Source organism: Leptospira fluminis (genome assembly GCF_004771275.1).
Taxonomy (GTDB): domain Bacteria; phylum Spirochaetota; class Leptospiria; order Leptospirales; family Leptospiraceae; genus Leptospira_B; species Leptospira_B fluminis.
The window spans coordinates 1-13,729 of the sequence record NZ_RQEV01000014.1 but is presented as its reverse complement, the minus strand read 5'-3'; the positions used below and the strand labels follow the sequence as shown (position 1 = coordinate 13,729).

General features: G+C 38.9%; 8 protein-coding genes. 6 read left to right on the top strand and 2 right to left on the bottom strand.

Annotated features, from left to right (window positions below; genetic code table 11):
* Positions 1-429: 429 nt before the first annotated feature.
* Genes EHO61_RS14335 through EHO61_RS14315 form a run of 5 tightly spaced genes read left to right on the top strand, consistent with a single transcriptional unit; the run spans position 430 to position 10,092 of the window.
* The gene (locus EHO61_RS14335) at positions 430-3,285 is read left to right on the top strand and encodes an SNF2-related protein (protein WP_135814268.1); all 2,856 of its coding nucleotides are present in this window, start codon (positions 430-432) and stop codon (positions 3,283-3,285) included.
* Positions 3,282-3,470 carry a hypothetical protein gene (locus EHO61_RS14330; protein ID WP_135814267.1) on the top strand — a complete coding sequence of 63 codons (189 nt, stop codon included), beginning with the start codon at positions 3,282-3,284 and terminating at the stop codon, positions 3,468-3,470. The genes EHO61_RS14335 and EHO61_RS14330 overlap by 4 nt, the downstream gene beginning before the upstream one ends.
* On the top strand, positions 3,451-5,781 hold the full coding sequence (locus EHO61_RS14325; RefSeq protein ID WP_167884882.1) for a hypothetical protein: 2,331 nt from the start codon (positions 3,451-3,453) through the stop codon (positions 5,779-5,781). The genes EHO61_RS14330 and EHO61_RS14325 overlap by 20 nt, the downstream gene beginning before the upstream one ends.
* Before the next feature lie 13 nt (positions 5,782-5,794).
* Positions 5,795-7,426, top strand: coding sequence for a site-specific DNA-methyltransferase (locus tag EHO61_RS14320; protein WP_135814265.1), 1,632 nt, complete (start codon positions 5,795-5,797; stop codon positions 7,424-7,426).
* Positions 7,426-10,092, top strand: a complete 2,667-nt coding sequence (locus tag EHO61_RS14315; protein WP_135814264.1) for a DEAD/DEAH box helicase — start codon at positions 7,426-7,428, stop codon at positions 10,090-10,092. Before EHO61_RS14320 ends, EHO61_RS14315 begins: the two co-directional genes overlap by 1 nt.
* Here EHO61_RS14315 and EHO61_RS14310 read toward each other — a convergent pair.
* Together EHO61_RS14310 and EHO61_RS14305 are read right to left on the bottom strand one after the other, a co-directional pair.
* Complete coding sequence (locus EHO61_RS14310) at positions 10,089-10,520, bottom strand: ASCH domain-containing protein (RefSeq protein ID WP_135814263.1); 432 nt, start codon at positions 10,518-10,520, stop codon at positions 10,089-10,091. The two genes, EHO61_RS14315 and EHO61_RS14310, sit on opposite strands and share 4 nt — an antisense overlap.
* On the bottom strand, positions 10,493-11,959 hold the full coding sequence (locus EHO61_RS14305; protein ID WP_135814262.1) for a GNAT family N-acetyltransferase: 1,467 nt from the start codon (positions 11,957-11,959) through the stop codon (positions 10,493-10,495). Before EHO61_RS14305 ends, EHO61_RS14310 begins: the two co-directional genes overlap by 28 nt.
* 152 nt (positions 11,960-12,111) lie before the next feature.
* Between EHO61_RS14305 and EHO61_RS14300 the strand changes: the two genes are divergently transcribed.
* Positions 12,112-13,191 (top strand): DUF1016 N-terminal domain-containing protein, encoded by a 1,080-nt coding sequence (locus EHO61_RS14300; RefSeq protein WP_135814261.1) that lies wholly within the window; start codon positions 12,112-12,114, stop codon positions 13,189-13,191.
* The last annotated feature ends 538 nt before the right edge of the window (positions 13,192-13,729 follow it).

Here is a 13,729-nt window from a genome sequence, read left to right as displayed (position 1 = left end):
ACAGATGTAAGTGTGGTAACACATTGAGTCGAGTGATACTAATAGCTCGTGAGGCTTGACCATATTACGAAAGTATTGAGAAGTTTACTTCTTCTCAATGGTAAGACGCCAAGCAAGGCATCGCAAGATGTCTTGCAAACATGAACATCCATATAAAGATGATCAGCAAACAACAAACATCAGAAATGATGCATTCGCAGTTATAGTGTTTGTAGAAGTAATTCTACACTGAAAGCCAGGTTTAAACCCCTGGCTTTTTTGTTTGGTGAAGGGGTTTCCGTTCTTAGCATATAGGTCTTCACGAAATATAGTTCCATACACCAATATTATCTACTTATAAATTATGTCCTAAAAATTGTTGCAGAATTGACATTCTTTTGATTGAATTTGTAAAAAGTATCAGTATAAGCCCGGAGCTTTTAAGATAACGTGAGTTGGACAGAATATCATTCAAAATTAGCAGCATACGAACTCACGAGAAAATTCCCAATTGATGATGACCAGCGTTTGTCAAGAGCATTAGTTGATGCTCAAGTTGAGCTAAACCCACACCAGGTTGACGCAGCACTCTTTGCCTTTCAATCACCTCTAAATAAAGGTGCAATACTTGCAGATGAAGTCGGACTAGGTAAAACAATCGAAGCGGGTTTGGTAATCTCTCAAAAATGGGCAGAAAGAAATCGGAAAATTCTAATCGTTGTTCCTTCAAATCTACGAAAACAATGGTACCAGGAGTTAAGCGAAAAATTCTTTTTACCATGCACAATTCTTGAATCGAAATCGTATAAATCTTATTGGAAAGAAGAATCAAGATCTCCTTTTGTTTCCAACAATGTAATTATTTGTTCCTACCAATTTGCAAGAAATAAAGCAGAGGAAGTTAAGGTAGTTCCTTGGGATCTAGTTATATTTGACGAAGCTCATCGACTTCGGAATGTATATAAACCGACAAACAAGATTTCAAATGAATTAAAGACAATTTTTCGTGATGTTCCGAAGCTCTTACTGACAGCTATTCCGTTGCAAAACTCACTGCTTGAACTTTACGGCTTAGTAAGCTTTGTTGATGATCAGGTATTCGGAAGTCTGGATAGTTTTCGGGACCAATTTAATAATGCCTCCGGAGAATTCATACTGACGGCTCTTAAAGCAAGAATTTCAAGTGTAATCAAGAGAACACTTCGACGTCAGGTACTTCCATATATTAGTTATACCAATCGTTTGCCGATTCTTCAATCTTTTATTCCAGAAGAAAGTGAAGACCGTTTATACAAACTAGTTTCAGAATATTTGCAACGTAGCAATCTTTACGCTTTGCCTACGAGCCAGAGAGCTTTAATGATCTTGGTCATAAGAAAATTATTGGCCTCCTCAAGTTTTGCAATTGGCGGGACCCTGGAAACATTAATCCAGAGATTGGAATTACGAATTAAAGATTCGGAAGTCGAGAAGGCAGAGGCTCTCGATAAAATCGGAGACGATTTTGAAACATTAGAAGAAACAAGAGAAGAATGGGGAGATTTAGAAACGGATGAACCCCTTAGAGGGGAAGATGTCGAGGCGATCAAATTAGAAATCGAAGATCTTCAAAAATTTAAAAATTTGGCATTAAGCATTCGTGAAAATGCAAAGGGTAAAGCCTTGCTCATTGCTTTGGAAAAGGCTTTTTATCAAATTGAAGTCATTGGCGCAGAGAAAAAAGCAATTATATTTACTGAATCCAGGAGAACCCAGGATTACTTAATTCGTATTTTATCAGATAGCCCATGGAAAGACGGACTATTTCTATTTAATGGTTCTAATAATGATGATCGTTCCAAACAAATCTATGTAAACTGGATAAATCGGCATAAGGATACTGACAAGGTTACTGGATCTAAAACGGCCGATATGCGATCAGCTCTTGTAGATTATTTTCGTGAAGAAGGCCAGATCATGATTGCGACAGAGGCGGGTGCAGAAGGAATTAATTTACAATTTTGCTCCTTAATTGTGAATTATGATCTTCCGTGGAACCCACAGCGAATTGAGCAAAGAATAGGCCGGTGTCATCGGTATGGGCAGAAGCATGATGTGGTGGTCGTTAATTTTTTGAATGAGACTAATGAGGCGGATCAACGGGTGTATCAGCTGCTTTCCGAAAAATTTCGCTTATTTGAAGGTGTTTTTGGGGCAAGTGATGAGATACTAGGTTCGATTGAATCAGGTGTTGATTTTGAAAAAAGAATTGTAAGTATATATCAAAATTCTCGGAAATCAGAAGAGATACAGTCGGCTTTTGACGCATTGCAAGCAGAAATGGGGCTGGAAATTGATTCACAGCTGCAGAATACTCGGGCAAAATTATTAGAAAACTTTGATGATGAGGTAAGAGAAAAACTAAAATTTAGACATTCGGCATCACAAGAAAATCGAACGAACTTCGAGAATAAGCTGATGAAGTTTACTCGTTTTGAATTGGAGGGAATTGCCGAGTTTCCTACAGATTTTTCTTTCATTCTTAGAGAGAGGAAAATTGAAGGAGAATATCCTATCGGGCTGTATGAATTACCTAGAAGATCTGGCGACGCACATTTATATAGAGTTGGGCATCCGTTGGCGGATTTTCTGCTTCGGCGAAGTAAAGAACGGGTTTTGCCCAATGCGGTCGTTGAATTCGATTTGTCGGGATATGAAGGCAAAATTACTATCTTAGATAACTTATTGGGGAAATCGGGAGTGTTGCAAGTGACTCTTATCACTGCATCATCATTAACTCAAGAGGAAGAATATCTAATTTTTACTGGAATGACTAAGGATGGTCAATATTTGGATGAAGAGGAAATCGCAAGACTTTTTTCTATCAATGGTCGAATCCTTCCTGAGATATCTCCAAATCTGAAAGATTCTGAGCAAATGTCGATGATTCTTTTAGAAAAAGAGTCTTTAGTCCGATCGCGAGTTTCTAAAAGGAATATTATATATTTTGAGGAACAAGCGGAGAAGCTAGATGGATGGGCGGAAGATTTAAAATTAGGTTTGGAGCGAGAGATAAAAGATATCGACCGAAAAATGCGTGAAACCCGCCGATCCTCGATTGCTGCACCAACCCTTAGTGAAAAGCTACACTTTCAAAAAGAAATCAAAACTCTTGAAGAAATTCGCAGCCAAAAACGGAAAACATTGTTTGATGCTCAGGATGATATAGATCGTCGTCGTGGAGAGTTTATCGCCGAAATCGAGAAGAAGCTTTCCGTTTCATACTCGAGACAGCCAATTTTTAAAATTGAATGGAGAGTAGTATGAATACTCCTGATGAAGAAATATCTCAAAGAGTAGCCGATAAACTGAAGGTTGTTGCCCAATGGGACGAAACCATTATCAACAAAGTTTCCGAATGGGTAAAAATTGGTAATTGTTCGGTTCCAGATTTAACTTTCCTATTGGAAAACCAGAACCTTAAAAATGAGGATGCAAAAAATGAAGGTTAAATCAATCGCTTTGAATAATTTTCGCGGTTCGACAGAGCGTGTTGAAATTTCATTTAATACGGATAAGGCTTTATCGTTAATTTTTGGTGAAAATGGGACAGGCAAATCCACAATTGTTGATGGCTTTGATTTTTTGTGTAACGGAAATTATGGATCTTTGGCTAATTATTCTATTGGCACGAAGGCAAAAAGTTTCCTGCCAGCGTTTGGGAAAAAGTTGTCGGATTGTTTTGTTGAGGTAAGAAGTGAGGGCGAACCCTGGAGGGCTACGTTTTCAGCGGATGGTATTACTACTTCTCCGAATATGAATTTGCCCGATGCTCGGATTCTTCGCAGACAGACTATTTTAAGACTGATAGAGTTGGAGCCGAGGAAACGTTTTGATGAACTTAAGGCGTTTATTAGCGTTCCAAATGTAGACAAAACTGAAAGTGTATTTCGAAATGCAATAAAAGATACTGAGAAAATATTTAACGAGCACACAAGATCTTTAAGCCAGGCAAAAGACACAATTAATGTTATGTGGGAACAGGCTGGGAAAACTGGACAATCGGCTTTAGATTGGGCCCAGGGCCAAGCAAGCATAGATACTTCTCACTTGAGCGACGAGAACGAAACAATTCGTAGAATGCAGAATTTAATATCGTACATTGAAATCGCAGGTTCAGCCTTGGAAGAGGCGGTTAGGATTGAATTAGAAGCGGCCGAGAAGGAGACCGTTGCCAAGAAAGAGCAGGTTGTCGTCGAGAATAAGAAGAAGGATAAAGACTCTGAATTGCTATTATTATTGCAAAAAGCGCAAGACTATATTCACACACATACGGGTTTGAACGGGTGTCCCGTTTGCGAAACGAAGCTAGACATGAAAAATCTGATCAAACAGCTCGGCGACCGGATTACTGAAATGGATGACGTGAAAACTGCTACCGTTGTAACTGCGCAGGCCAGGTCGCAAGCTGAAACAAAGAAATCGCTAAGAATCAATGCTGAAGAACAGTACTTCCGAAAATTAGAAACCTTCATTCTATTCTGTCAAAAAACACCTAAAGCAATCTTAGACTTATTTGAAATTACCCAGAATTTCACGAATATTTTTTTCGAATTTACCAGTTACTCGGACAATTTACGGGAAGCATTCATTGGTTGGCATAATACTTATAAAAAAACGATAGAGGCCGTTGTGAACGCCCGGATGAATAAAAATCAAGAGAGCATTTTGCTGCAGAAAACAATTCTTTCTCATTTGGGTATCGTAGTGGAGAAAGAATCTTTAGCTAAAACGAAAGAAAAGACTCTCTCTGATTTAAAAGAATTACACAAAATTATCGAAAAAGAGCGGAAAGATTACATAGAAAATATTCTTGTTTCTATATCTAATGATGTAGCAGATTTGTATGAAACGCTACATCCTGACGAGAAAATTGGTAAAGCGCGATTCTATTTAAAACCGAATGCCATTGGTTCGCTGGAATTCGATGCGTCATTTCAGGGAAAGGACGAGATTCCACCGCAAGCTTATTATTCTGAATCTCATTTAGATACTCTCGGAATTTGCGTTTTTATTGCGCTATCGAAATACTATAAAACAAATTCAACTATACTAATTCTAGATGATGTTCTTACCTCAGTCGATGCTGAACATATGGATCGATTTATGCAGTTGTTGCATGATCAATCTAAAATTTTCAATCAGATTATTGTAACGACTCATTATAGGCCATGGAGAGATCGCTACAGGTGGATGAAAGGGCCTTCATCAAATGTTGATGTAATAGAACTTGGTCCCTGGACATTGCATCATGGAATTCAGGCTAAACAATTTTTGAATGCTGTAGAAGAGTTGAGAGAAATTTCTTCCTTAGAGAATTTCGATCGTCAGCAAGCTGCCTCTAAAGCAGGAATCGTTTTGGAGTCTATGCTCGATTTTTTGACAATCCAATATAAATGCTTACTACCAAGAAACCCCCAGAATGAATATACTTTGGGTGAATTGGTCAATGGCTTGGATAGTAGATTATCGAAATTATTGAAAGTGAAACGGGAAGGTTCCGAAATTGCTCTCAAAGAGATCTTGGATAAATCTGTCAATGCTCAGTGGATTCGCAACTGTGTTGGTTGCCATTTTAATTCGTTAGGTAGTGAAATAGCGGATGCGGAGGTAAGAGAATTTTTAAATTCAGTGATTGAAGTAGCTAATGCATTAGTATGTAAATCATGCAATTCTTTGCCAAAGAAGAATAAGTCCGGGAGCTATTTAGAATGCAATTGTGCTAAACTTGAATTGTATCCTTTGCTCCGACCAAGTGCTTGATATAAGGTAATTAATGGCAAACAAGAAAACTAAACTCGAACTCACTTGGATTGGAAAGGATAATCGACCTCGATTAGAACCGCGTATTCTGTTAGAAGATCCGGAAAAGAGCTATCATGCAAAGCATCGCGTCGCGAAGAATGATATTTTTGATAACCGATTGATATTTGGAGATAATCTCCTCGCTTTAAAGGCACTCGAACAAGAATTTACTGGTAAGGTGAAATGCATCTATATAGACCCTCCCTATAATACCGGTAGTGCCTTTGAACATTATGATGATGGGGTTGAGCATTCTCTGTGGCTAAGTCTGATGAGAGATCGGTTGGAGATATTGTGGAGATTATTATCCGATGAAGGTTCAATTTGGATCTCTATTGATGATAATGAAATGCCGTATTTAAGGGTTCTTCTTGATGAGCTCTGTGGACGACAAGCATTTATAGCTAGCAATATATGGCAAAAAAGATATTCGCGTGAAAATCGCGAAGCGATAGGTGACGTGCACGAGTATATTTTAGTTTATGCAAAAAATTCCAATCGTTTCAAAGATATAAGAAATAAACTGCCAATCACTGAAGAGCAAGCTAAGATCTATAAGAATTCGAATAATGATCCAAAAGGTCGATGGCGTGGCATTCCGATGACTGCCCAAGGATTTAGGCAAAATCAAATGTATGAAGTTATTACGCCTACTGGTGTGAGTCATTTCCCTCCAGAGGGAAGGTGTTGGAGCACAATAGAATCTGAATTTCTTCGTTTAAAATCGGAGGGGAGAATTTGGTTTGGAAAAGATGGCAATGGGCAACCTAATATTATTCGATATCTTTCTGAAGTAGAAGGATTGGTTCCGTGGACATGGTGGGAAAGTAATGAGGTTGGCCATACTGATGAAGCTAAAAAGGAAATTCATTATTTATTTGGCAAAGTTGATGCTTTTGATACACCGAAACCAGAAAGGTTGCTGGAGAGGGTTATACAAATAGCTTCAAATGTTGGAGATTTAGTTCTCGATTCTTTTGCAGGTTCTGGAACGACTGGAGCTGTTGCTCACAAGATGGGCCGGCGATGGATCATGGTTGAGCTAGGAGAACATTGTCATACTCACATCATTCCACGTTTGAAAAAGGTTATTGATGGAGAGGATCAAGGAGGAATCTCTAAAACTATCGATTGGAAAGGTGGAGGCGGATTTCGTTATTATAAATTGGCTCCGTCTTTATTAGAAAAAGACAAATGGGGAAATTGGATTATTAATAAACAATATAACTCTGCAATGCTTGCGGAAGCTATATGTAAATTAGAAGGATTTAAGTATGCGCCATCGGATTCTGTTTATTGGCAGCATGGATATTCGACAGAAACTGACTTTATTTACGTAACGACTCAGGCCCTAAGCCGGGATCAACTTTCGTTGTTATCCCAGGAAGTCGGAAATGAACGTACTCTCCTTATAATTTGTACGGCCTTTCGAGCTCAGGACTCTGATTTTCCAAATCTTACAATTAAGAAAATTCCTAATGCAGTCTTGTCAAAATGCGAATGGGGTCATGATGACTATAGTTTACAAGTGGAGAATCTACCGAGCGCGCCGAAACCGGAAAAAAGCCAACTGGAGCTATTTGACTTTGCAGAGGAATCCTAATGGTCGATAAATACGTAAATTCAATAACTGGTAGGTTAAGCCTTAGAGCCCCTCAGCATAAAAGTTTAGATATATTATCGAGAATTATGGATATCGGGCAGCTTTCGAAGTCCCCTGACTTAGAAATGCTCCTCTCTGCGATACATAGTGAATATCCGAGTGTAACTGATTTTGAAAGAGAGTTTCCTTCCTTGTGCTTTGCCTTGGCGACTGGCGTAGGTAAAACTAGACTTATGGGCGCTTTTATTGCTTATTTACATCTTAGTAAATTATATAAGAATTTTTTCATCCTGGCTCCTAACCTTACTATTTACAAGAAACTAATAGCTGATTTTACTCCAAACACCGCTAAATATGTGTTTAAAGGAATTTCCGAATTTTCGATAAATCCTCCTGAAATTATTACCGGTGAAAATTATGAAAGTGGAAAAGGGATTCGAAATACAATCTTTGAGACCGGCATCCATATCAATATATTTAATATTTCTAAGATCAATTCTGAAGTAAGGGGTGGTAAATCGCCTAAGATCAAACGCCTTTCCGAATATATTGGCGAAAGCTATTTTGAATATTTGGCTGGGCTATCAGATTTGGTGTTACTTATGGACGAATCTCATCGTTATCGGGCGTCCGCAGGGATCAAAGCCATTAATGAATTGAGGCCAATATTGGGACTAGAGTTGACAGCTACTCCTCGTATTGAAATAGCTCGTGCATCTGTTCCTTTTAAAAACGTAATATTTGAATATTCTTTGTCTAAAGCCCTGGAGGATGGGTTTGTAAAGGAGCCCGTAGTTGTAACACAAAAAAATTTCGACGCATCGCAACTTAATGCAACGCAGGTCGAAAGAATAAAATTAGAAGATGGAATAAGGTTGCATGAGAATACGAAAGTAGAATTGAGAACTTATGCTTTACAGTCCAATCAAACGCTTGTAAAGCCTTTTGTTCTAGTGATAGCACGGGACACCTCGCATGCAGATGATTTGCAAAAATTCATAGAATCTGAATCTTTTTTTGGCGGCGGTTATAAGGGTAAGACGATTCAAATTCACTCCGGACAACAAGGGGAAGAGAAGGAAGAGGTTGTCGAAAGATTATTGGCCGTAGAAAGAAATGATGAACCTACAGAAATTGTCATTCATGTGAATATGTTGAAGGAGGGATGGGACGTTACGAACCTTTATACGATTATTCCATTGAGAGCAGCTAATGCTCGTATTTTAGTTGAACAGTCGATTGGCCGAGGGCTTAGGCTACCTTATGGGAAAAAAACTGGCATTGCTGCGGTAGATCGACTAAATATTATCGCCCATGATCGCTTCCAAGAAATTGTCGACGAGGCAAATCGATCAGATTCGCTTATACGACTGAAAACACTTATACTTGATCCAGATGCCGATTTGGAACGAGGTGAAACAGTCGTAATCAAGTCTGGTTTATCGTTAGTCTTTTCCGGAGCTGAACAGACTGAATCTTCTAAGAGCGAATTGCCAGTTCGAAAACTTTTCGAAAATGAAGAAAGTAATAGGGCTGCTTCTGTTGTCTATGACGTCATCCGAAAATATGAGAATTTGCCAACTTCGAGAGAGCTTTTGAAAACTGAAGTTCAAGAAAAAATTGCAATGGAGGTGGGGGATATTCTTCGTACAGAGTCCTATGAATTGCCTGGAATTACCGTTGCAGTCAATATTAAAGCGATAACCCGCAAAGTAGCGGAAGTTGTTGTGGATAGAACTATTGATATTCCTAGAATTCAGATTGTACCAAAGAACGGAAAAGGGATTAAATATAAATTTTTTCGACTGGACTGTTCTTCCATTCATTTGCAACTGGTGGATCGGGACGTTTTAATTCATACATTACACTCAAATCAGGAGGAGACAATTAGCTTTAACAACAAGAATCTCCTTGAGGGCCGCATGGAGGATTATTTAGTTAGAGGGTTAATTGATTTTGATGACATATCATACGCTGATCATTCTGATTTGCTTTATGACCTGTGCAGTCAATTGATAAGACATTTTCGCACGTATTTGAAATCGGAAGAAGAAATTTATAATGTAATAGTTTTCCATCAGAAGCAATTAGTAGATTTTATTTATGTCCAAATGCAAATCCATCAAATTGAAGAAGATACCGAGTATGAGGTCATCGTATCCAAAGGTTTCAGCTCGAAATTGAAAGAAATTGCTGCGAGCGTTTCTTCCTCGGAGGCAGTCGATTATCGAAAGGCCGATTTCGATAAACTCAAAATTGGAAGGATATTATTTGGAGGATTTGAAAAGTGTTTATTTCCTCAAGCCAAGTTTTCTTCTGATACAGAGCGTCGGTTTGCTGCTATTCTGGAGAGAGAGAGTATAAAGTGGTTTCGACCTGCGAAAGGACAGTTCCAAATTTTTTATACGCAGGAAGGTTTTGACCAAGAATATATCCCGGATTTTGTAGCTGAGTGTGACTCAGTTATTTTAATGATTGAAACGAAGGCAAAAAATGAAATAAATTTGCACGAGGTGACTCTTAAAAAGAACGCAGCAGTAAAATGGTGCGAAATTGCTTCAAATCATAGTAAAGAGTATTCTGGTAAGCCATGGAAGTATTTGTTAATCCCACACAACGAGGTCAGAGATAATATGTCGTTGGAATATTATATAAAAAATTCCTAATTAGATGCCTTCCTTTTCATCCTTCCGAGTACCCGTCCCTCTAGAAACTTAAAATTCTGTGGAATTACTCCTTGGATTCCTAATTGAGCAGGAGTCATCGGCTCTTTCAATTTGCTCACACTTTTAATTCGAATCCCGATTCCTGTTTCTTTGCCATCAAAGTAAGAAGAAAAACGATCTTTATCGATTCCTCCCTTTTTAGAAAACCGATTCCAGAGAGAATCTGGAGTATCAATCACTACTGAATCAATGGTCGCATAACCGATAACTCGTTGCTCAGGACTGGAAGAGTAAATTACGATCGTGTCTACATCTTGAGTAGAAAATTTTTTTCTGAATTCTATATTCTTTTCGCCGCTTATAATTTTATGCGCGAATTCCGGCTTGATGGGAAGGAATACTACTCGACGATTCTTTGTTTTAGCCATGGCAGAGACTCCTCTTTTACTTTTTGGATAGATTGGATCGATCCTTTTACCGCCCCTATTCGAGAGAGTTCGTCGAAACTAATCGGTTTTTCTAAAATACGAGATTCTCGAAAAAGTACAACTAAAACTTCTTTTTGGGTTAAATTTTCTATCTCTGCCAGAGAATATACTGTGCGTTGACCGATTTTTCGAACGATCTCCTTCGGATCTTGGGAGCGAAAAACAAATTCGCATACCCCTATTGCAACTATCGAACGAACATCTTCTGACCTATAGAATAGTAATATATCTCCTGGAGTGAGTTGCTTGCTAACTGAATGGCATAGATAGGCTTTACGTATTGTATTCTCAACAGGTACAAACTCTTTAAAAAGTTCTCCTTGCTTTTCAGTTTCTCTGAATAAAAGGCGAGAGTATTGCGGTTGAATTGGGATGAAATATAAGGAGACATTTTCTAATTGTTCAATGCCGGGGCCAAATTGTATCTGAAACTCGAGTGCGGAAAAAGGGGGAATCCCTTTGTCAGGAAATATGTCTTTTACTAACAATAGCTCTCCTCTTTCATTCCTTCTCGCGAGTATTCGAAAACCGAAATCCTCTAAAAAGGCCAATAAGGAGGATTGTTCTTCGTGGGTCGTAAGATATAAGTGATGAAACCTTTCGTGCCGAGCAATTCGCATAATGGATTTCAAAAGTAATTCGCCAAGCTTATATCCTGAAAAATCGGGAGATATTTTAAAGGTATTAAGTTTTAACACCTTTCCCCTTTTGCCGTCAATTTGGTCTTTTATTTCCTCCGCGAAAATGCAAAGCCCGGCAATTACGTTTTCTCTTTTGATTACAAGCGATTCTCGATGTTCTCTTTTACATTTTAGAAACCAATCGTCGAAACCAGGATAGGAATCTCTAATACTTTGAAAAATTGGGTCTTTCTCATCTAAATTATAGACCGGTAATCTTTCGACTATTTCAGGTATCTGAACTTTGTCTGGAAATAATCTTGAAAGTAGATCGATTACTTCGTTTAAGCTGAGAGCCCTATCCTGAAGGCCAAGAGATTTAGCTTTTTTCCTAAGACCTTGGTCTTCAGTAACAAAATAATCGACTGCGTCATGATAGACGGAAGCAAGCATCTCTAGATCGATTTCATCATGCGAATTTGGTCTTGGATTTCCGATGATCTTTATCATCTCTGCTGATAAGATTGGTGGTTTATACAGTTCTTTGTATTTTTGATACGCCTCTAATCGAATTTTGCCTCGTATTTGATCCTTGTCGTTTGATATGTCCCTTTTTCCAGCAGGATGAAGGAAAATTTCGATATTATTGGTTCTACAGATTGCAACGAAATCTAATGCTGACTGACGTTTCGGCTCTATATCCTCGCCGTGAACTGGTTCAAGCGGAATTAGTATATTTGTGTCGATTAGAATTTTCATTCATTCCTTTTCTCTAAATCGGACTGGACTCATAATTTATATAGTGGAATATCACGTCATTTGGAATATTTTAGAAAAATTAGTATATGTTTACTCATTTCTAAATTGAATGTATTCTTATTGAATATATAAATTGGAATATTCATTTCGCCATGCGCTCTAAACATCCGTCCAGCGGCCTTTCTGCTAACACATATCAATCTCTCCTAACGGATGTTGCCCGTATCTATGAAGACTTTCAATCAACAGCTAACTCTGACTGGAATAAGAGCTCTTTGGTGGGGAATTGGAAGATTGGGCAACGTATTGTAGAAGTGGAGCAGGGGAATCGGGAGAGGGCAGTTTATGGAGATCGGCTTTTAAAGCAATTATCACAGGATTTGAATCGACGTTTTGGGAAGGGTTTCTCTGACCGGAATCTCAGGTATATGCGAAGATTTTATCAATTTTATAAACTGAGCACGATTCGTCCGGAACTTTCTTGGACTCATTATCGGGTTTTACTTTTGGTGGAAGATTCTAAGATTCGCGGAACGCTTGAGAAGAAGGCAATCGCGCAAGGTTGGTCTCATCGGGATTTATTGTTAGAGGCTCCGGCTACTTTGAAGAAGTCAAATGGTGATTCCTCCGCTTCTGAATCTGAAATCGCAAAAGAGGCAGAGCAAGGTTTACTGAAACGGCCTGTTTTGGGGCTGTATTCGTACCGCTTGGTTCAAAATTTTTCTTCGAATTTGGAACGCAGCGTTCCAAATTTAGATTTGGGGTTTGACGTTAAGATTGAACAGTCATTAGGTGATAGAACTAAATTTCCCGTAGGTTCGATCGTAAATGTAAGAAAGGCCAAAAATGGCTACTCGTTTGAGAAAGTATCCGGGAATAAGAGTCTTTTTACTTTTAAGGCATTTTTGGAGAAGGTCGTAGATGGAGATACCTTATCCGTAAATATAGACTTAGGGTTTCATGTCTTTATCGGCCAGCGTCTTCGTTTGAGAGGTTTGGATGCCCCTGAATTGGGGACTAAAAAGGGGATAGCTTCTAAAAATTTTGTTGAGTCAGAGCTGGAGAACTGTCCTTTTCTTTTGATTAAAACATATGGGATTGATAAATACGATCGTTATCTTGTAGATGTAATCTATCTGAAGAATGAGAAGGATGTGTCTGCTGTAATCAAAGACGGCTTATTTCTTAATAATGAATTGCTTAAGAAAGGATTTGCGAATTATTTCCTGTAATATTTTTCCAAGACGAACTTACTAACTGAGATATTTAAAACAAAGCCGGGGGCTCCAACTACCAATGTTCTGTTTTCCATCCTCTGAGTGCGTTGATCCAAATACGTTTTTGATTTTAATGTTTGGTTTTGATCAATGTAAAGGACTCGTTTGCGATCTTCGATCGTACCGACTTGCTTCTGCAGTCGTTTTCTTGCTTTTAGGGTCGCTGCGTTAGGGATACGAAGGACGCGAAGCGGACCCCGGAGCCTGTAAGGCGAGGAGTCCGAAGCGGAGCGTAGTCCGTAGTCGCCCGACCACACTATGATAGAGAAAGTTTCTTTTGTTATCGTTGAGTGTGTGGGAACGCCCAAGATTTCATAGCGTGTTTTTGAGAGGACCGGGATGACGAACCATCCGCAGCGACCCTAGGAGCGAGGATGCCAGCTGCGAAGCAGACTGGCGGGCCGAGCAAAGCGAGGTCAGTGTATCAGTTGTTTCGCCAGAAGCAGCGCTGAGTAGCTATGTTCGGCAGGAATAACCGCTGAAAGCATATAAG